Origin of the sequence: Pseudomonas moraviensis, from assembly GCF_900105805.1 — a bacterium.
GTDB classification, from domain to species: Bacteria; Pseudomonadota; Gammaproteobacteria; order Pseudomonadales; family Pseudomonadaceae; genus Aquipseudomonas; species Aquipseudomonas moraviensis_A.
In genome coordinates, this window is the sequence record NZ_LT629788.1 from 1883478 (window position 1) to 1903123 (window position 19646).

13 protein-coding genes are annotated in these 19646 nt (G+C 62.4%); 8 read left to right on the forward strand and 5 right to left on the reverse strand.

Features of this window, described 5'->3' with window-relative positions:
* Positions 1 to 95: 95 nt before the first annotated feature.
* Complete coding sequence (locus tag BLU71_RS08660; RefSeq protein WP_083352822.1) at positions 96 to 2222, reverse strand: TonB-dependent siderophore receptor; 2127 nt, start codon at positions 2220 to 2222, stop codon at positions 96 to 98.
* Between the two features lie 266 nt (positions 2223 to 2488).
* On the opposite strand from BLU71_RS08660, the gene paoC reads away from it, so the two are divergent.
* Entirely contained in the window at positions 2489 to 4699 is a 2211-nt protein-coding gene (gene paoC / locus BLU71_RS08665) for an aldehyde oxidoreductase molybdenum-binding subunit PaoC (protein ID WP_083352823.1), read from the forward strand.
* Positions 4700 to 4725: 26 nt separating this feature from the next.
* Positions 4726 to 5058: a hypothetical protein gene (locus BLU71_RS08670; protein WP_083352824.1), complete on the forward strand. Its 333-nt coding sequence runs from the start codon at positions 4726 to 4728 to the stop codon at positions 5056 to 5058.
* Positions 5059 to 7142: 2084 nt separating this feature from the next.
* On the opposite strand, the gene BLU71_RS08675 is transcribed toward BLU71_RS08670, so the two are convergent.
* Positions 7143 to 7727 carry a TetR/AcrR family transcriptional regulator gene (locus tag BLU71_RS08675; RefSeq protein ID WP_042610004.1) on the reverse strand — a complete coding sequence of 195 codons (585 nt, stop codon included), beginning with the start codon at positions 7725 to 7727 and terminating at the stop codon, positions 7143 to 7145.
* Positions 7728 to 7939: 212 nt separating this feature from the next.
* Between BLU71_RS08675 and BLU71_RS08680 the strand changes: the two genes are divergently transcribed.
* Both BLU71_RS08680 and BLU71_RS08685 read left to right on the forward strand, forming a co-directional pair.
* On the forward strand, positions 7940 to 8617 hold the full coding sequence (locus BLU71_RS08680) for a type 1 glutamine amidotransferase domain-containing protein (RefSeq protein WP_042610005.1): 678 nt from the start codon (positions 7940 to 7942) through the stop codon (positions 8615 to 8617).
* Positions 8618 to 8720: 103 nt separating this feature from the next.
* A complete protein-coding gene (locus tag BLU71_RS08685; protein WP_083352825.1) occupies positions 8721 to 9842 on the forward strand; it encodes an alkene reductase in 1122 nt (373 codons plus the stop codon).
* A 123-nt stretch (positions 9843 to 9965) separates the two neighbouring features.
* On the opposite strand, the gene BLU71_RS08690 is transcribed toward BLU71_RS08685, so the two are convergent.
* The 3 genes from BLU71_RS08690 to BLU71_RS08700 all read right to left on the reverse strand — a co-directional run bounded on the left by BLU71_RS08690 (position 9966) and on the right by BLU71_RS08700 (position 14092).
* Positions 9966 to 11459 (reverse strand): sensor domain-containing diguanylate cyclase, encoded by a 1494-nt coding sequence (locus BLU71_RS08690; RefSeq protein ID WP_042610007.1) that lies wholly within the window; start codon positions 11457 to 11459, stop codon positions 9966 to 9968.
* Positions 11460 to 11589: 130 nt separating this feature from the next.
* Positions 11590 to 12504: a LysR family transcriptional regulator gene (locus BLU71_RS08695; RefSeq protein ID WP_042610008.1), complete on the reverse strand. Its 915-nt coding sequence runs from the start codon at positions 12502 to 12504 to the stop codon at positions 11590 to 11592.
* A 385-nt stretch (positions 12505 to 12889) separates the two neighbouring features.
* The gene (locus BLU71_RS08700; protein WP_064362438.1) at positions 12890 to 14092 is read right to left on the reverse strand and encodes an MFS transporter; all 1203 of its coding nucleotides are present in this window, start codon (positions 14090 to 14092) and stop codon (positions 12890 to 12892) included.
* Positions 14093 to 14121: 29 nt separating this feature from the next.
* Between BLU71_RS08700 and BLU71_RS08705 the strand changes: the two genes are divergently transcribed.
* The 4 genes from BLU71_RS08705 to BLU71_RS08720 all read left to right on the forward strand — a co-directional run bounded on the left by BLU71_RS08705 (position 14122) and on the right by BLU71_RS08720 (position 19642).
* Positions 14122 to 15657, forward strand: coding sequence for a c-type cytochrome (locus tag BLU71_RS08705; RefSeq protein ID WP_419198351.1), 1536 nt, complete (start codon positions 14122 to 14124; stop codon positions 15655 to 15657).
* Entirely contained in the window at positions 15654 to 16127 is a 474-nt protein-coding gene (locus tag BLU71_RS08710; RefSeq protein ID WP_042610010.1) for a (2Fe-2S)-binding protein, read from the forward strand. Before BLU71_RS08705 ends, BLU71_RS08710 begins: the two co-directional genes overlap by 4 nt.
* Entirely contained in the window at positions 16124 to 18358 is a 2235-nt protein-coding gene (locus BLU71_RS08715; RefSeq protein WP_083352827.1) for a xanthine dehydrogenase family protein molybdopterin-binding subunit, read from the forward strand. Before BLU71_RS08710 ends, BLU71_RS08715 begins: the two co-directional genes overlap by 4 nt.
* A gap of 171 nt (positions 18359 to 18529) precedes the next feature.
* Entirely contained in the window at positions 18530 to 19642 is a 1113-nt protein-coding gene (locus tag BLU71_RS08720) for an alkene reductase (RefSeq protein ID WP_083352828.1), read from the forward strand.
* Positions 19643 to 19646 lie beyond the last annotated feature (4 nt).

Genomic DNA, 19646 nt, shown 5'->3' on the forward strand with positions numbered 1-19646 from the left:
CCGCCGCCCAACTAGCCTGAGTGCGGCATGCCGATGCCTGATCTCGACATGCCACTCTCAGGCCACCATGGGTCGGAGGCCACCGCTGCGGCGGATTACAGCGTGTAGGAAATCCCCACCTGCACGGTTCTCGGCGCGCCCGGATAGGCGTAGACGTTGCCGAAGGCGCCTTCTTCGTAGTCGCGATCAAAGATGTTTTTCACATCGAGATTGAGCCGCACCTTGTCGTTGACTTTGTAGAAGCTCAGCAGGTCGACCACGGTGTAACTGCCCATGGAGAACGCAGTGTTGGCGGTCTGCCCGGCACGCTCGTCGACGTATTTCAGGCCGGTGCCCAAGCCAAGGCCTTTGAGCGTGCCGTCCTGGAACTCGTACATGTTGAGCAGGCTGAAGCTGTTCTTCGGAATGTTCAGCAGGCGCGTGCCGGAGCGCAGCGTGTTGTCCTTGGTCACCTCGGCGTCGACGTAAGCGTAACCGCCGACCACTCGCCACTCGGGGGTGAGATTGCCGGTAACGTTGACGTCGAAACCACGGCTGCGCACTTCACCGGCGGCAACGCTGAAGGTGGAATCCACCGGGTCGGTGGTCAGCACGTTGCGTTTTTCGATCTGGTAGATCGCTGCGTCGACGCTCAACTGCTGATCCAGCGCTTCCCATTTCACGCCCATCTCATAGGACTTGCCCTTCTCCGGGGCGAAGCCGCCACCCTCACGACTGGCACCCGTGTTGGGCTTGAACGAGCGCGCGGTGTTGGCGTACACCGCCAGGGTTTCGCTCAGGTCGTAGGTCACGCCGATGCGCGGGGTGACGGCGTTGTCGCTGGCCTGCCAGCTCTTGCCGCCCGGCACGTAGGTTTCGTAATCGTGCTCGAAGCGCTCGAAACGCGCGCCGGCCAGCACTTTCAGTTTGTCGGTCAGCGCCACCTGATCCTGCACGAACGCGGCGTAGGTCTTGAGGTTTTCTTTGTCGTGGGTCGGCGTGCGGGTCAGCGCCGGGCGCGGCTGGCCGTAAACCGGATTGAAGATGTCGATCGGGTAGGCACTGACGGCGCCGCTGGAGCGCTGGATGATCGACTTGTAGTCGTAATCTTCATACTCGATGCCAGTGAGCAAGGTGTGCTGCAGACCGCCGGTGTCGAAGTGGCCGGTGAGGTTAAGCTGGGTGTCCTTGTCGGTCCATTCCAGCTTGCGGTAGTTGAAATTGCGTCCCAGCGTACGGCCGTCAGCGGCAATGCCGTTGGCTTCGATCGCGTCGCCCTTGAGCGAGCCGTCGAGCCACTGGAAACCACCGCCCAGGGTCCAGTCGTCGTTGAGCATGTGCTCGAAACGCAGCTGCGCCATGTTGTTGTCGTTGTGCAGTTTGCCGACGTCTTTCTCGCCGAAGAACGTGTCGCGCGAGGCGGTACCGATCTGCGCCGGATAGCGCGTCACGCCACGATCGAGTGGCGCGTTGTTGCGCATGAAGTCGCCTTCGAAGATCAGCTTGGTCGCGTCGGTCGCCTGCCAGCTCAGCACTGGCGTGATGCCGTAGCGCTCGGTCTCGACATGATCGCGGAAGGTGTCGCCGCCCTCGCCCACCACATTCAAGCGATAGGCCAGGCGACCTTCTTCATCGAGCGGCCCGGAAGCATCGAGGGTGCCGCGCTTCATGCCCTGGTCATTCAACTGGCTGCCCAAGGTGACCGTGCGTTCGGGCAACGGCTGTTTCGATACCACGTTGAAGGTACCGCCGGGATCGCCACGGCCATACAGCATGGTCGCCGGGCCGCGCAGCACTTCCAGCCGCTCAATGGTGTTGGCGTCGGGCATGTTCGGGTAGCCACGGTTGATCGGGAAACCGTTGCGGTAGAACTCACCGGTAGTAAAGCCGCGCACGGTGAACGTGGTCAGGCCCTGGCCGCCAAAATTATTTGCCCGCCCGACCCCGCCGGCGTAATCCAGCGCGTCCTGCAAACGGGTAGCACCTAGGTCTTCGACGGCGTCTTTGGTCACTACGCTGATCGACTGCGGGGTTTCATGAATCGAGGTGTCGGTGCGCGTGGCGCTGGCCGAACGGGTCGCGCGATAGCCGTGTACCGGGCCGTCTGCCCTTTCGTAATCCGCTGTGCCGACCACATCGGTGGCTTCCAGCTCGAGCGTGGAAGAAGTCGGTTCGGCTGGCTCAGCCCACGAGGAAGAAGACAACGCCTGCAGCACACAAATGGAAAGCAGAGTTCGACGCATGAGGTGAAAACCTTTACGAATAGGCCAGAACGAAGGGCAAAACCGCCAATGAAAACGCCGCGCATGGTATACCGTCGTATTGGTAATTGAAACTTATTCTTATTTGTCATGTTGGTCAGGATTGGTGAGCAGGATTCATCACTTCATCCTGAAACCACGCATTATCAGTTGCGCGTCGATGGCCTAGGCTCGTTGAAATCCGACGTCAACCGATGGCTGCGCGGCGCTGTGAATTTGCCGCCAGCCCGACTGAAAGGAATTCGCCTATGAAATTCGACACCCCGGCCGGTACCAATCCCATCGACCAGTTGAAGGTGATCGGCCAACCTGCCGACCGCATCGACGGCAAGCTGAAAACCACCGGCACCGCCACTTACGCCTACGAACAGAACGCAGCGGTGCCGGACGCCGCTTACGGCTATATCGTCGGCGCCGGGATCGGCAAGGGGCGCATCGCCTCGATTGATTCAGCCCGAGCGAGCGAGGCGTCCGGGGTGATCGCCATCGTCACTTATGAGAACGCCGGACCGTTGGCCAAAGGCGAGTTTTACGTAGCTCGGGCCTTGGCCGGGCCGCAGGTCGATCACTATCACCAGGCCGTGGCAATTGTCGTCGCGAACACCTTCGAAGAGGCGCGCGCTGCGGCTGGGTTGCTCGATATTCGCTATGTGGCCGAACCGGGTTCGTTCGATCTGGCGGCGGCGAAAGACTCAGCGCCCCCAGCGCCCCCGGCCGGTTTCGGCCCGCCGCCGCAGACCAGCGTCGGTGACTTCGAAGGCGCCTTCAACGCCGCGCCTCTGCAGGTTGACCAGCACTACAGCACACCCGATCAGGCCCACGCGATGATGGAACCGCACGCGACCATCGCCCGCTGGAACGGCAAGCAGCTGACCTTGTGGACATCGATTCAGCAGATCAACTGGGGCGTGCGCGATCTGGCGAAAACCCTCGGGATTGCCAAGGAGGATGTGCGGCTGGTCTCGCCGTATATCGGCGGCGGTTTCGGCGGTAAGGGCACGATTCTCTGCGACGCGGTACTGGCGTCGCTGGCCGCCCGACATGCCGGCCGTGCGGTGAAGGTCGCCTTACCGCGTCCGCTGATGTTCAACAACCTGACTCACCGCCCGGCGACGATTCAGCGCATACGCATCGGTGCCAACCGTGACGGCATGATCACGGCGATCGGCCACGAGAGCTGGTCGGGCAATCTGCGCGGCGGACGCACCGAAGCGGCTACCGCGTCAACGCGATTGCTTTATGCCGGGGCCAATCGCATGACTCGTTTGAACCTGGCCGTGCTCGATCTCGCTGAGGGTTCGGCGATGCGCGCGCCGGGTGAGGCGCCGGGGATGATGGCGCTGGAAATCGCCATGGATGAACTGGCAGAAAATCTGCAGATGGATCCGCTGCAGCTGCGCGTCCTCAACGACACGCAGGTCGATCCGGAGCAGCCGTCGCGGCCGTTTTCCAAACGGCAACTCGTGGAGTGTCTGAACACTGGCGCCGAGCGCTTTGGCTGGCAGCAGCGCAACCCTCAACCCGGTCAGCGACGCGAGGGCGGCTGGCTGATCGGCATCGGTCTGGCCTCGGCAATTCGCGGCGCACCGACCACCGCATCGGCGGCGCGCGTGCGCCTTGATCGCCAAGGCATCATCACCGTCGAAACCGACATGACCGACATCGGCACCGGCAGTTACACCATCATTGCCCAGACCGCCGCGGAAATGATGGGCGTGCCGCTGGAGCGTGTCGTGGTGCATCTGGGCGATTCGCGGTTTCCGGAATCGTCAGGCTCCGGCGGCCAGTGGGGCGCGGCCTCCTCCACTGCCGGCGTGTATGCCGCGTGCCTGAAATTGCGCGAGGCCGCTGCTCGCGCCGTCGGGATCGATCCTCAGCAAGCGGAGTTTGTGGAGGGGCAGATTCGCGCAGGCACGCAGCACGTTGCCCTGTCGCAAGCTGCCGCCAAGGGCGAGCTGACTGGCGAGGACCGCATGGAGTACGGCGACCTTGCCCAGCGCTTCGCCCAGCAGACCTTCGGCGCGCATTTCGCCGAGGTCGCGGTCAATGCGGCGACTGGCGAAATTCGCCTGCGTCGGCAACTGGCGGTGTGCGCCGCCGGGCGCATCCTCAACCCGAAAACCGCGCGCAGCCAGATCATCGGCGGCATGACCATGGGTGCAGGCGCGGCATTGATGGAAGAGCTGGCGGTGGATCATCGCATGGGCTTTTTCGTCAATCACGATCTGGCCGGCTATGAGGTGCCGGTGCACGCCGACATTCCCCACCAGGAGGTGATCTTTCTCGACGAAGTCGATCCGTATGCCACCCCGTTGAAAGCCAAAGGCGTCGGCGAGTTGGGTATCAGCGGCGCTGCGGCGGCCATCGCCAACGCGATCTATAACGCTTGCGGAGTACGGGTGCGCGATTATCCGATTACGCTGGATAAACTCATCGGCGAGTTGTCTTACCCGGTCTGAGAACGGATCACCCGAGGCCATCGCCTATGTACCCCACCACCCCCGACGGTCGCTATTTTGTGGTCAAGCAGCAACTGTGGCGCTGCAGCAATCCAGCACTGGCACCTGCCGAACGCGAGACGCTGGTCGCAGATCTCATGGCGGCGCGGCGTGCGGTCAAAGAAGCGAAGCGTGCGGACGATGCACAGGCGTTGAAGTCAGCCAGAGCGCGCGTGGACGAGGCAAAAGTCGCCCTGGGTGAGCGCGGTCCGGTGTGGTGGGATGACGGCAGCCCGGATTACAACCGTTTCAAGGTGACCAATACACCGTATGCGCAGTGGTTTGAACAATTGCCTGACAAGGACAGCAGACCTGAGTGAGTGTTGAATGGCCTGCAGATCCCCAACTCAACAAGCAACGCAGGTCCCCTGTGGGAGCGAGCCTGCTCGCGATGGCGTTGGATCAGGCGATGAAGATGTTGAATGTACCGCCGTCTTCGCGAGCAGGCTCGCTCCCACAGGGATTGGGGGTTGAATGAAGACCGATGGTTCAGCACAAAACAGTGTAGGAGCGAGCCTGCTCGCGATTGCGGTGGGTCAGTTGAATAAATCGCTGACTGATACGACGCTATCGCGAGCAGGCTCACTCCTACAGGGATTGGGGATTGAATGAAGATCGATGGTTCAGCACAAAACAGTGTAGGAGTGAGCCTGCTCGCGATTGCGGTGGGTCAGTTGAATAATTCGCTGACTGGTACGCCGCAATCGCGAGCAGGCTCACTCCTACATTGGGTTTTGTGTGTTGCCGGGTTTTGCATTCGCCGCGAAAACCTGTGGGAGTGAGCCTGCTCGCGATTGCATTCGTTCAGGCGATGAAGATGTTGAATGCGCCGCCGTCTTCGCGAGCAGGCTCGCTCCCACAGGGATTGGGGATTGAATGAAGATCGATGGTTCGGCACAAAACAGTGTAGGAGTGAGCCTGCTCGCGAATGCGTTGGATCAGGCGATGACGATGTTGAATGTGCCGCCGTCTTCGCGAGCAGGCTCGCTCCCACAGGGATTGGGGATTGAATGAAGATCGATGGTTCGGCACATAACAGTGTAGGAGCGAGCCTGCTCGCGATTGCATTCGGTCAGGCGATGACGATGTTGAATGTGCCGCCCTCTTCGCGAGCAGGCTCGCTCCCACAGAGATTGGGGATTGAATGAAGATCGATGGTTCAGCACAAAACAGTGTAGGAGTGAGCCTGCTCGCGATTGCGTTGGATCAGGCGATGAAGATGTTGAATGTGCCACCGTCTTCGCGAGCAGGCTCGCTCCCACAGGGATTGGGGATTGAATGAAGATCGATGGGTCGGCACAAAACAGTGTAGGAGCGAGCCTGCTCGCGAATGCGTTGGATCAGGCGATGACGATGTTGAATGTGCCGCCGTCTTCGCGAGCAGGCTCGCTCCCACAGGGATTGGGGATCGAATGAAGATCGATGGTTCAGCACAAAACAGTGTAGGAGCGAGCCTGCTCGCGAATGCGTTGGATCAGGCGATGAAGATGTTGAATGTGCCACCCTCTTCGCGAGCAGGCTCGCTCCCACAGGGATTGGGGATTGAATGAAGATCGATGGTTCAGCACAAAACAGTGTAGGAGTGGGCCTGCTCGCGAATGCGTTGGATCAGGCGATGAAGATGTTGAATGTGCCGCCCTCTTCGCGAGCAGGCTCGCTCCCACAGGGATTGGGGGTTGGATGAAGATCGATGGTTCAGCACAAAACAGTGTAGGAGCGAGCCTGCTCGCGAATGCGTTGGATCAGGCGATGAAGATGTTGAATGTGCCACCCTCTTCGCGAGCAGGCTCGCTCCCACAGGGATTGGGGATTGAATGAAGATCGATGGTTCAGCACAAAACAGTGTAGGAGTGGGCCTGCTCGCGAATGCGTTGGATCAGGCGATGAAGATGTTGAATGTGCCGCCCTCTTCGCGAGCAGGCTCGCTCCCACAGGGATTGGGGGTTGGATGAAGATCGATGGTTCAGCACAAAACAGTGTAGGAGCGAGCCTGCTCGCGATTGCGTTGGATCAGGCGATGAAGATGTTGAATGTGCCACCGTCTTCGCGAGCAGGCTCGCTCCCACAGGGATTGGGGATTGAATGAAGATCGATGGTTCAGCACATAACAGTGTAGGAGTGAGCCTGCTCGCGATGGCGTTGGATCAGGCAATGAAGATGTTGAATGTGCCGCCGTCTTCGCGAGCAGGCTCGCTCCCACAGGGATTGGGGGTTGGATGAAGATCGATGGTTCGGCACATAACAGTGTAGGAGTGAGCCTGCTCGCGAATGCGTTGGATCAGGCGATGACGATGTTGAATGTGCCGCCGTCTTCGCGAGCAGGCTCGCTCCCACAGGGATTGGGGATCGAATGAAGATCGATGGTTCGGCACATAACAGTGTAGGAGTGAGCCTGCGGTGAGGCTCAGACTCGCAGCAGCTGCCGGGTCATCGCCATTGAGGTCTCCAGCGACTGGCCGGTGCGCTGCAGTTTGTTCAGCAAACTGGCGCCGAGCCAGAGCTGATACAGGGTCTCCGCCAACTTCCTCGCATCGCCTTCGGGCAGGCTTTGGTCGGTCTGGCCCTGTTCGATGCATTCGGTGATGCGCGCGACGATACGTTCGGCGCCGTCGCGCAAGGTCAGGCGCATCGATTCGGACAGGTCGGCGACTTCGGCGCTGAGTTTGACCACCAGGCATTCATCACCGTGGCCTTCGACGGTGCAGCGGTTTTGCCAGCCCTGCCAGTAATCCATCAAGCGCTCGAAGGCAGTCAGCCCCGGCAGTGTCAGGCGGCGTTCCATGTCAGCAAGGTAGTCGACGAAATAATCCTCAAGCAGCGCCTGGCCGTACAACTCCTTGGATTTGAAGTAGTGATAGAACGAGCCCTTGGGCACGCCGGCGGTCTGCAGGATCTCGTTGAGGCCGACGCTGGTGAAGCCCTTCTCGGCCATCATCCGGTGGCCGGTGTCGAGCAAGTGTTGGCGGGTGTCGTCAAAGGTCGGCTTCATGGTGCGCAAGTTTCCAGACAATAGACCAGTCGTATAGATTTCAGGACCGGGAGTTTGCCATATCCAACAGGCAAAAACATTTTCTGAAAAAATTACTAGACGACTGGTCTAATTGAAAACTATGCTGCGCCCCGACACACCAATTCATGCGGTGCCGACGCTGAGCGAATTCCTCGCCTTGTGCCGATGCCTGACCAAACCAAGGGTGCTCTATGAAAATCTTGATGGTTCTGACTTCCCACGATCAACTCGGCAACACCGGCAAGAAAACCGGCTTCTGGCTGGAAGAATTTGCCGCACCGTATTACGCCTTCAAGGACGCCGGCGCCGACGTCACCCTGGTATCCCCAGCCGGCGGCCAGCCGCCGCTCGATCCGAAAAGCGACGAGCCCGGCGCGCAGACTGCCGAGACCGATCGCTTCCGCGCCGATCCGGCCGCGCAAAAAGCATTGGCCAGCACTGGCCGTTTGGCTGATGTCCGCGCCGAAGATTTCGATGCAGTGTTCTATCCAGGCGGCCACGGCCCACTGTGGGATTTGGCCGAAGACAAGGCTTCGATCGCGCTGATCGAAGCCTTCGACCGCGCCAACAAGCCTCATGGTTTCGTCTGCCACGCACCGGGCGTGTTGCTGCATGTCGTGCGCGCTGATGGCCAGCCGATCGTCAAAGATCGCGACGTCACCGGTTTTACCAATGCCGAAGAAGCGGCAGTCGGTCTGACTGATGTGGTGCCATTCCTCATCGAAGACGAATTCCAACGTCTCGGTGGCCGCTACTCGAAAGTCGCCGACTGGCAGGTGCATGTGGTAACTGACGGGCAACTGGTCACTGGCCAGAATCCGGCCAGTTCTGCCGCCGTTGCGGAAAAGCTGTTGAAGCTGCTCGGCTGACCTTCTCGCTCCAACCCGATCAACGCCGCGCGCGTACAGCCCGGCGTTGTTTTTTTGCCCAGTTACTAGTCGACTGGTCTAATCAGATTCAAAGGCTGACTCCATGAACAACGCTTTTTTCACGCCTGCTAAATTGGGCGCACATACCCTGAAAAACCGCATCGTCCTGCCACCCCTCACCCGCCAGCGCAGCACGCAGCCGGGCAATGTCGCCAACGAACTGATGGCTGAGTATTACCAACAGCGCGCGGGTGCCGGTTTCCTCGTCACCGAAGGCACGCAGATCGAACCGCGCGGGCAAGGTTATGCGTGGACGCCGGGCATTCACACGCCGGAGCAGATCGCCGGTTGGCGCACAGTCACCGAGGCGGTGCACGCGGTGGATGGCGTGATCTTCGCCCAGCTCTGGCATGTTGGCCGGGTCTCGCACACCGCATTGCAGCCCAATGGCGACGCGCCCGTGTCGGCATCTGCTGTCGCCACCGACCGCGTCAGCGTATTCATTGAGACCGCGCCCGGTGCCGGTGAACTGGTGCCGCCGTCGGCTCCGCGCGCGCTGAGCACGGATGAGGTGCAGGAGTTGATTCAGCTGTACATCCAGGCCGCGCGCAACGCGATGGAAGCCGGTTTCGATGGCATCGAACTGCACTGCGCCAATGGCTATCTGGTCAATCAGTTCATCTCGGCGCACAGCAATCTGCGCACCGATCAGTACGGTGGCTCGCTGGACAATCGCTTGCGCTTTTTGCGCGAAGTGGTGGCTGGCGTCGCAGAATGCATCGGCAAGGACAAGGTCGGTGTGCGCTTTGCGCCGCTGTTCAGCACCACCGATGAAGCGCGGACTTATCTGGGTCTGGTCGAGGAAGATCCGCACACCACTTACATCGGCGCAATCAAGATTCTCGAAGACGTGGGCATCGCCTACCTGTCGATCGCCGAAGCCGACTGGGACAACGCGCCAGCGATGCCGCAGACCTTTCGCCAGGCCGTGCGCGATACGTTCAGCGGCGCGATCATTTATGCCGGGCGCTACACCGCCGAAACCGGGGCGCAATTGCTTGGGTCGGGGCTGGCGGATTTGGTCGCGTTTGGCCGACCATTCATGGCCAACCCGGACCTGCCGGCGCGGATTGCCCAAGGCTGGCCGTTGAATCAATTGAATCCTGCCACGGTGTATGGCGGTGGTGCCGAAGGGTATACCGATTACCCGACCTACTCCGCCTAAGCACCCAACACACCTCCCCTGCAGGAGCTAGCCTGCTCGCGAAGACGTTGGGTCAGTCGATGAATGTGCAAGCTGACCCACCGCCATCGCGAGCAGGCTCACTCCTACAGGTTTTCGGGCGTGTCAGGCCAGACCGTTGCGCCCCGCCGCTTTTGCGCGATACAGCGCCTGATCGGCGGCCTCGATCAACTCCGGCAGCGAATCCAGCTGCGCGCCCGCGCCCACCGCCATACCGATACTCACCGTGACCCGACCGAACGGGCTGCCCGGATGGGCAATGTTCGCCTGCTGCAAGCGCTCGAGCACCAGTTGCGCCACCACCGTGGCGCCGGCGCTGTCGGTGGCCGGCATGATCACCGCCATTTCCTCGCCACCGTAGCGGGCGACCAGATCCGAGGGGCGTCGCACGCAGCTCTCGAGCACCTTGCTGACCGCTTGCAAACAGGCATCGCCGGCGACGTGGCCCAAGGCATCGTTGAACAATTTGAAGTGGTCGATATCGATCATCAGCAAGGCCAGCGAGGTTCCATCACGCTGCGCCCGCCGCGCTTCCACGGCCAGTGTTTCATCGAAACAGCGGCGGTTGGCCAGGCCGGTCAGCGCATCCTTCAGCGCCAGCAATTCGAGCTGTCGATTGGACGCGAGCAACTGCTGCTGGGCGTCGAGCAACGCCTCTTCGGCTTCGGTACGTCGGCGAATGTCGAGGATCAGGAACCAGCCGATCAGCCCGGTCAGCCCGAGCAGTCCGGTCACCACCACCGCCGACAACGCCGCTTCGATGCGCCACGCTGCCAGCGCTTCGTCCTTGCCCAGGGCCACGGTGGTGATCAGTGGCAGGCTTTCGCTTTTGCGGAACGCGTACAGCCGCTCGACACCGTCGAGGCTGGAGGTGTACGACGCCGTGCCGACCGAGCGGTCGACGAGGTATTTGGCGTAGATGGGCGATGACGAGAAATTGCGGCCCATGTCCTGCTCGCGGAACGGGTAGCGCACCAACAGCGTGCCATCGGTGTACGACAGGCCGATCGCACCGTCCTGGCCAACGTCGAGCTTGCCGAACACGCGAAGAAAGTTTTCCACCCCCAGCGTCACCGCCACTACACCGGCGAACTGTCCATCGTCGTCATTGAAGCGGCGGCTGATGGTCACCACCCATTCGTGATTGGAACGGCTCTGGATCGGCGGGCCAATGAACGGCTCGCGGCTCGGACTGTCACGGTGATGAATGAAATAGGCGCGATCGCTGCTGTTGGCACCCTCGGGAATCGGCCGGTTGGAGGACATCAACCAGTACCCGTGGCGGTCATAGACGGTAATGCCGCTGAGCTGTGGCATCAGCGGCTGCTGGTGGTCGATCAGGGTCTTGATGCGCTGGATCTGCGTCGGCCCGCTGCCCTCGGTTTCCAGACGTTCGACCAGCCCGAGCAAGAGCAGCGAGCTTTGCCGGACGATGCCTTCGGTGTAGGTATTGAGCGCCTGGGTCAGGTTCAGGCCATGCACGTCAACCTCGGCCAGCGCGCGTTCACGCGAGGACCATACTTTCCAGATCGTCAGCGAAGTCAGGGAACAGCCAATCACCAGCAGCAGGAGCATTACAAGGCGAGTATCACGCTTCACGTCTGTACCTTAAGGAAGTCCGGGATCCATTCCAGCCATCATTCGAACGTCGGCACTCACGGCGGCCACGTGTTCCGGGGCGCAAGCATACAAGCAGTGTGCAGCGGCTGCAGCAACAGAGTGTGCAGCGCTAGGGGGCGGGTGCAGCGGGTTTGAGAATTTCCACGAGAAAATCGATGAACACGTTGATCCGGCTCGAGCCTCGGTGATTGGGCAAGTACAGCGCGTTGATGCAACTGCTGGCGCTGCCGGGATTGACCTCGTAGTGCTCAAGCAAGCGCGTCAGGCGCCCGGCGGCGACGTCGTCACGCACCAGCCAGTCGGCCAGCAGCGTCACCCCGCCACCACCGATTGCGGCTTCGCGCAGAATGTCGGCGTTGTTGCTTTGCAGGCGTCCCTGGACGTTCAGTTGAATCGGCTCTTCGTCACCCTCGAAGGTCCAGTGGTGATGGCTGCCGCCGTAATCGAAACGCAGGCACTGGTGCTCGAGCAGATCCCGTGGATGCTCGAGCACCGCGCTGCGCGCCAGGTAATCCGGGCTGGCGACGACCCAGCGCTGGAACTGCCCGACGCGTTTGCTGACGATGTCTTCGCTGACCACCGTCGAGCCGAGCCGCACCGAAACGTCGATCTGCTCGCTGAGCAAATCGCTGACCTGATCACTCAGCGAGAGGCTGATCTCCAGCCCCGGATGGCGTTCGAGCAAGCGGCTCAGGTGCGGCGCGATCAATCGGCGGCCAAACTCCACCGGCACGCTGATGCGCAAGCGGCCTTGCGCTTCGCTGCCACGATCGGCGACCACCGCATCGGCTTCGTCGATGGCATCGAGAATCGCTACGGCTTTTTCGAAATAGGTCTGGCCGGCAACAGTGACGCTGGTGTTGCGCGTGGTGCGATTGAGCAGGCTTGCGCCCAACTCGTTCTCCAGCCCCGCCACTTGCCGTGTCACCGAAGACGTCGAGATCCCAAGCTTGCGCGCCGCCGAGGAATAGCCCCCGCAGCGCACGGTTTCAACAAACATCTTCAATGCCAGCAACTTGTCCATAAGCGGGGTCCGGTGGTGAGGAAACGCCGCCGATTGTGCATCAGCGCTCGCCGGACGTCTTGTACCGTCGTGCTTGAGGGTGCTCTCTGCAGAAGGCATGTTCATCGGTTCCTGAAAAAATCCGGAAATCACCGCCCCCTGTAGGAGCGAGCCTGCTCGCGATAGCGGCCTCTCAGTGCCATGTGTATTGGCTGACACTCCGCTATCGCGAGCAGGCTCACTCCTACAATGGTTTTGGGGTGGGTCAGGGATCAGGCGGTGTCGCGCAATCCCTGTGGGAGCGAGCCTGCTCGCGATAGCGGTCTGTCAGCGCCATGTGTATTGACTGACACACCGCCATCGCGAGCAGGCTCACTCCTACATGGGTTTTGTGTTGTTTTGAAATTCAGCTGCGGTCAGCTTTCTGACCCAGGAACAACGCCAGCGCCAGTGCCGGCAGCACCGCCACGGCCATGGCCGAGAGGTTCCAGCCGAAGTGTTCGTACAGCGGGCTGGCGACCAGTGACCCGAGGGCGCCGCCGACAAAAATGCTGGTCATGTACACCGCATTGAGACGGGCGCGGCTGTGCGGGTCGAGGGCGTAGACCTCGCGCTGGCCGAGCACCATGTTCAGTTGTACGGCAAAGTCCAGCAGCACCGCACACACCACCAGCCACACATAACCACTGCCCGGCAGCGCGGCGATCAACAGAGACAACGGTGCCAGCAGCAACGCCACCAGGGTACCGCGACGACCGTGCCCGGCATCGGCCAGACGTCCGGCAATCGGCGCGGCAATCGCACCCACCGCTCCGACCAGCGCAAAGATCGCCACTTGTGCCTGGCTGAAACCGTGATGACGCATCAGCTCGATCGGCGCGAGGGTCCAGAACAGGCTGAAACTGGCGAACAGCAAGCCTTGATACAGCGAACGCTGACGCAACACCGGAAAGCGCCGAGCCAGGGCAAACACCGAACCAATCAACGCGACGTAAGTGGCTTTGTGCGTCGGCACCCGACGCGGCAATGCCACAGCGGTAATCAACGCGATCACCGCCATCAGTGCCGCCGCGCTGTAAAACACCCCGCGCCAGCCGAACACTTCGACCAACAGGCTCGAGAGCGGACGCGACAGCAAAATCCCCAGCAGCAAGCCGCTCATGATATTGCCGACCACGCGGCCACGACTGGCTTCCGGGGCCAGATGCGCGGCCAGCGGCACAAGAATCTGCACGGCGACTGAGGTCAGGCCGATCAGCAAGGACAAGATCAGAAACAGCGACGGCGAATGGGTCAGGCCAGCGCACAGCAGCGTCACGCTGGCAGCGAGAGTGAAGCCGACCACCAGACGGCGGTTCTCCATCAGGTCGGCCAGCGGCACCAGCAGCAACAGGCCCAAGGCGTAACCGAATTGGGTCAGCGAGACGATCAGGCTGGCATTGGCGCTGGACAGGCCGATCTGCGGCGCGATCAGTTCGACGATGGGCTGCGCGTAATACAGGTTGGCGACGACCGCGCCGCAGCAGAAGGCCAGAAACGCGACCATCAGGCCGGAGAGTGAAGCAGGCTGTTCGGCCGGGGCCGCAACGGCAGGATTGCCCGTAAGCATGGTGACACCTCGTTGAGTTCGGGAAAGTGGTGCCAAGGCTACGGTCACCCGGCGGCGGCGAGAATCCGTACCAGGGGCAACGCACTGATGCGTCGAGCGCAACGTTGCTTCTGGCGCAACGCGCTGTTGCGCGGGCCGGTGATTCTCTGCCGCAAGCGTCTTCTCTACGCTTTGGCCCTGGCGCAGACGTCCGCATCGGCGCCCTTCCCCGGCTGTACAAGGAGCGTTTCCATGACCCGCACTTCACTCGTCCTGCCACTGCCCGCCGCGTTTTTCTGCCAACCATGAACAGCCAACTACTCAAATCCAGAACCCTGTGGATCAGCGTGGCTGTGCTCGCGGTGTTCGGCCTGAGCGTCGCCGTCGCACTGATGTGGCGCCCGGCGATCGCACCGATCAAACGGCCTACGTCATTCGATAGCGCGCAGTTGCAACGCGGCGCGCGGGTGGTCGAGGCCGGCGACTGCGCGGTCTGCCATACCCGCCCCGGCGGCGAATACCTGGCCGGCGGGCTGCCGCTGGTGACGCCGTTCGGCACGCTGTACAGCACCAACATCACCCCGGATGCGCAGACCGGCATCGGCCAGTGGTCTTTGCCGGCATTTGAACGGGCGATGCGCGAAGGCATTGCCCGCGACGGCCACTTTCTCTACCCGGCCTTTCCCTATGTGCACTACCGGCGCATGAGCGCAGCGGACATTGCCGACGCTTACGCCTACTTGATGAGCGGCCCCGCCGTACACGCCCCCGCCAGGCAGAACCAGATGAACTTCCCGATGAACATCCGCCCGCTGGTGTCGTTCTGGAACCTGCTGTTTCTGCATGGCGAGCCTTTGACGCCACTGGCCGAACACAGCGCGGCATGGAATCGCGGACGCTACCTGGTCGACGGCCCGGGCCACTGCGCCGGCTGCCATTCGCCGCTGAACCTGATCGGCGCGGAGAAATCCTCGGAATATCTGCAGGGCGGCAGCGTCGATGGCTGGGAGGCCCCGGCGCTGGTCGGCCTCGGCCAACGGGCCAATCCATGGAATCGCGAGCAATTGGTCGGCTATCTGCGCGCCGACGTCGTCGATGGCCACGGCACACCCGCCGGGCCGATGCGTCCGGTCAGCCTGAGTCTGGCGCGCTTGCCGGCCAGTGAAGCCGAGGCGATCGCCGACTACCTGTTGAGTCTGCAGAGCCCCCACGCAGTGACCGAAACCACGCCGAAAAAGCAGCCGAGCAGTCCAGCGGATCACAGCAGCGGCGCCCTGCTCTTCAGCAGCGCCTGCGCCGGATGTCACGCACCCGCCGCGCCGATGCGTGAAATCGACGGACGCCCCGGTCTGCAAAACACCTCGGCCCTGCAAGCGGCCAGTTCGCGCAACTTTCTCAAGACCGTGCTTGAGGGCGTGCCCGCCATCCCCGGCGCGCCCGGTCCGGTGATGCCGCCGTTCGCCGCCAGCCTCGACAACGCCCAGCTCGGCGCACTCGCCGCGTACCTGCGCGAACAAGCCAGACCCGACCAACCCTGGGCCGACCTCTCTTCCACTATTGAAGCGTTACGTCAGGAGACGAAATGAGCCAGATCACTCTCACCGTCAATGGAGCCGCCCAAGCGCTGGAGCTGGAACCGGACATGCCGCTGCTGTACGCATTGCGCAATCACTTGAACCTCAACGGCGCCAAATACGGCTGCGGCCTGGGCCAGTGTGGCGCGTGCACGGTGATCGTCGACGATAAGCCGGTGTTCGCCTGCCTGACGCCATGCGCCGGCCTTGAAGGGAAAAAGATCCGCACCGTGGAAAGCCTCGGCAGTGCCGAGAAACCCGGCCCGCTGCAAACCGCGTTCATCGACAAGCAGGCGGCGCAATGCGGTTACTGCATCGCCGGCATGCTGATGCGCGCGCAGTCGTTGCTTGAACGCGATCCGCACCCGGACGAGCAAACCATTCGTGAGCACATGGCCGGCAATCTGTGCCGCTGCGGCACGCACTTGCGCATCATCGAGGCGATCAAACAGGTGGCCGGACACGACGGGAGCCTGACATGAGCGAAGCAAATGGCTTGAACCCCAGCCGCCGGGCGTTCCTGCGCGGCGGCGCGCTGCTGATGGCCTTCACCCTGATGCCGGTAGCGCGGCGGGCCTTGGCCGACACCGAAGTCGACACCCTCGGCACCGTGGTGCTGGCCCCCGATCTACCCGGCAGTCTGCGCACCAACCCTTACCTCGACGCGTGGATTCGCATCGGCGCCGACGGCATCACCGTGTACACCGGCAAAGTCGAACTGGGCACCGGGGTGAAAACCGCATTGCTGCAAATCGCCGCCGAGCGTTTGCAGGTACCGGCCAGCGCCGTCAATTTGCTCACCGCCGACACCGCACTGACGCCCAACGAAGGCTACACCGCCGGCAGCCACAGCATTTTCGACAGCGGCACCGCGCTGTACAACGCCGCTGCGCAGGTGCGCGAAATGCTCGTCGATGCCGCCGCGCGCAGTTGGCAAGTCGACGCTGCGCAACTGAGCACTCGCGACGGCATTATCGAAGGCCCGAGCGGGCAACGCATGGCGTACGCCGACGCGGTCAGGCATGTCGATGTGCACCAATACGCCAAGGCGCAATCACCGGCGATGGCGGCGGCCGACTTCAAGCTGATCGGGCACAACCTGCCGCGTCTGGACATTCCGGCCAAGGTCAGCGGCGGCGCGGCGTTCGTGCAGGACATGCGCCTGCCGGGCATGCTGCACGCGCGAGTGATTCGCCCGCCGCGCCCCGGCTGCACGCTGCAGGCATTCGATACGGCATCGATTGAAGCGCTCAGCGGCGTGGTCAAAGTGATCCGCGACGGCAACTATCTGGCCGTGGTCGCCCGTGATGAATGGCAAGCGATCAAGGCCATGCGCAGCGGCATGGAGGGCGCCAAGTGGAGCGGCGGCGAGGCGATTCCCGAAGCCGCCGATATTCACGATTTGCTCAAGCAATTGCCCTCCAAGCGCTACCCGATCAGCAACAACGGCAATCCCGGCGGCGCAAGCGAGACACGCTTCAAGGCGCGAGTGACCAAGCAGTATCTGATGCATGGCTCGATCGGCCCGTCCTGCGCGGTGGCCTGGTTCAACGATGGCCTGCTCACGGTCTGGACTCACACCCAGGGCGTCTATCCGCTGCGCGCCGGCATCGCCGAAATGCTTCGTTTGCCGCCGGAGCGTGTGCGCTGCATTCATACCGAGGGCTCGGGCTGCTATGGCCATAACGGCGCCGATGATGCCGCCGCCGATGCGGCATTGATCGCCATGCGTTTGCCGGGCACGCCGGTGCGCGTGCAATGGATGCGCGAGCAGGAAAATCTCTGGGAGCCGTACAGTTCGGCGATGGTCACCGAGGTCGACGCTGGCCTCAGTCAGGGCCGTTTGCAGGACTGGAACTACGAGCTGTGGACCACGCCGCACAACGAACGCATCGTCAATGCCGGGCGCCTGCTGCCGGCACGCTTGCTGGCCAAACCCTTCACCTCGGCGCCCTCGGTGCCGATCGCCCAGCCCGAAGGTGACGGCGATCGCAACGCGGTGCCGCTGTATGAACTGGGCGCGACGCGGATCAACATGAACTTCGTGACGACGATGCCCTTCCGCACCTCGGCCATGCGTTCGCTCGGCGCGCACATCAATATCTTCGCCATCGAGGCGGGTATCGATGAGTTGGCGATCCAGAGCGGGCTCGACCCGGTGGCGTTGCGCCTGACGCATCTGAGCGACCCGCGCGCCCGTGCCGTCATAGAGCGCGTGCGTGACGAAATCGGTTGGCCACACAAGGGCAGCGAACCCGGCGCGGGGATCGGTTTTGCCTTCGCCCGCTACAAGAACATCATGGGTTACTGCGCCCTCGCGGTGAAACTGCGGGTGCATCCGCAGACCGGCGAGATCCGCGTCGATCATGTGGTGACGGCGGTCGACGTCGGCCAGATTGTCAGCCCTGATGGCCTGCGCAATCAGGTCGAGGGCGGCATCGTCCAGTCGGCGAGCTGGACGCTCTACGAAAAAGTCGCCTACGACGCCGGCGGTATTCGCAGCTACGACTGGAGCGGTTATCCGATCCTGCGTTTTACGCAATTGCCGAAAAAAGTCGATGTGCACCTGCTCGATCAACCGGGCGAACCCTTCCTCGGCGCCGCCGAAATCGTTCAAGGGCCAATGGCTGCCGCCCTCGGCAACGCGGTCAGCAATGCCACGGGCCGGCGCTGGCTGAACCTGCCGCTGACCCGCTCGACCCCACCCGCCTGAATCACGCCCGCGCTCGTCATGGATGAGCGCGGGTGCCGTTGCGCTGCGCGCAAAACTGCGTAGCGCCGGCCACGGATTATCAGCTCCGCCACCCCCGGTTAAGTTAGCTGCACAGCGCGCGGCACCTGGCTGCCGCGCTTGAACCCTACTCATCGAAATCCGGAGCTACCCATGACCCGTCGCCTGTTCCAACCGATCGCCCTCGGCCCTTACACCCTTGCCCACCGCGTAGCGATGGCGCCCCTGACGCGCTCACGCGCCGGTCAACCGGGCGATGTTCCGACCGCGATGAACGCCGAGTACTACCGCCAACGTGCCAGTGCCGCGCTGATCATCACCGAGGCCACGCAGATTTCCCAACAGGGCCAGGGCTATGCGTGGACGCCGGGGATCTACACCGACGCACAAGTGCAGGCGTGGCGTGAAGTCAGCACGGCGGTGCACGCGGCCCATGGCCTGATCTTCATGCAGCTGTGGCATGTGGGCCGGGTCTCGCATCCGAGCTTCCAGCCTGACGCCGGTTTGCCGGTGGCACCGAGCGCACTGCCTGTGCCGGGCAAGACCTTTATCGTCGATGAACAAGGCAATGGCGTGTGGGGTGATGTGCCGGTACCGCGCGCCCTCGAAACAGCGGAAATCGCCGCCATCGTCGAAGACTATCGCCGCGCCGCGCGCAACGCCTTGAACGCTGGCATGGACGGCGTGGAAATCCATGCCGGCAACGGTTACCTCCTCGATCAATTCCTCAACAGCAACAGCAATCAGCGCAACGACGCCTATGGCGGCAGCGTGGAAAACCGTGCGCGCTTTCTGCTGGAAGTAGTCGCCGCCGTCGCTGACGAAGTCGGTGCCGAACGCGTCGGCGTGCGCCTGACGCCAATGGGCCGCTTCATGGGCATGGGCGATGACACGCCTGAAGCGACCTTCGGTTATCTGGTCGAAGCGCTCAATCAGTGGAATCTGGCCTACCTGCACTTGGTCGAGCCGGCCATGGTCGGCACGGTCAAGGACGAGAACTTCGACCCGCGCTGGGACGCGATCATCGCCCAGTTGCGCCAGACCTGGAACGGCGTCCTGATCCTCGCCGGCGGTTACGACGCCGAGTCCGCCGAACAGGCCTTGAGCGCTGATCGCGCCGACATCATTGCCTTCGGCCGGCCATTTCTGGCGAACCCGGACCTGCCACGTCGGTTGCACGATGGCCTTGAGCTGAACACACCGGATCCGAGCAGTTTCTTCGGCGGCGATCAGCGCGGCTACGTCGATTACCCGTTCCACGCCTGAGGTC

Excerpts from the sequence above, each read along its gene's own strand:
- BLU71_RS08660 (WP_083352822.1), bottom strand. The coding sequence starts at position 2,222 with ATGCGTCGAACTCTGCTTTCCATTTGTGTGCTGCAGGCGTTGTCTTCT.
- paoC (WP_083352823.1), top strand. The coding sequence starts at position 2,489 with ATGAAATTCGACACCCCGGCCGGTACCAATCCCATCGACCAGTTGAAG.
- BLU71_RS08670 (WP_083352824.1), top strand. The coding sequence starts at position 4,726 with ATGTACCCCACCACCCCCGACGGTCGCTATTTTGTGGTCAAGCAGCAA.
- BLU71_RS08675 (WP_042610004.1), bottom strand. The coding sequence starts at position 7,727 with ATGAAGCCGACCTTTGACGACACCCGCCAACACTTGCTCGACACCGGC.
- BLU71_RS08680 (WP_042610005.1), top strand. The coding sequence starts at position 7,940 with ATGAAAATCTTGATGGTTCTGACTTCCCACGATCAACTCGGCAACACC.
- BLU71_RS08685 (WP_083352825.1), top strand. The coding sequence starts at position 8,721 with ATGAACAACGCTTTTTTCACGCCTGCTAAATTGGGCGCACATACCCTG.
- BLU71_RS08695 (WP_042610008.1), bottom strand. The coding sequence starts at position 12,504 with ATGGACAAGTTGCTGGCATTGAAGATGTTTGTTGAAACCGTGCGCTGC.
- BLU71_RS08700 (WP_064362438.1), bottom strand. The coding sequence starts at position 14,092 with ATGCTTACGGGCAATCCTGCCGTTGCGGCCCCGGCCGAACAGCCTGCT.
- BLU71_RS08710 (WP_042610010.1), top strand. The coding sequence starts at position 15,654 with ATGAGCCAGATCACTCTCACCGTCAATGGAGCCGCCCAAGCGCTGGAG.
- BLU71_RS08715 (WP_083352827.1), top strand. The coding sequence starts at position 16,124 with ATGAGCGAAGCAAATGGCTTGAACCCCAGCCGCCGGGCGTTCCTGCGC.
- BLU71_RS08720 (WP_083352828.1), top strand. The coding sequence starts at position 18,530 with ATGACCCGTCGCCTGTTCCAACCGATCGCCCTCGGCCCTTACACCCTT.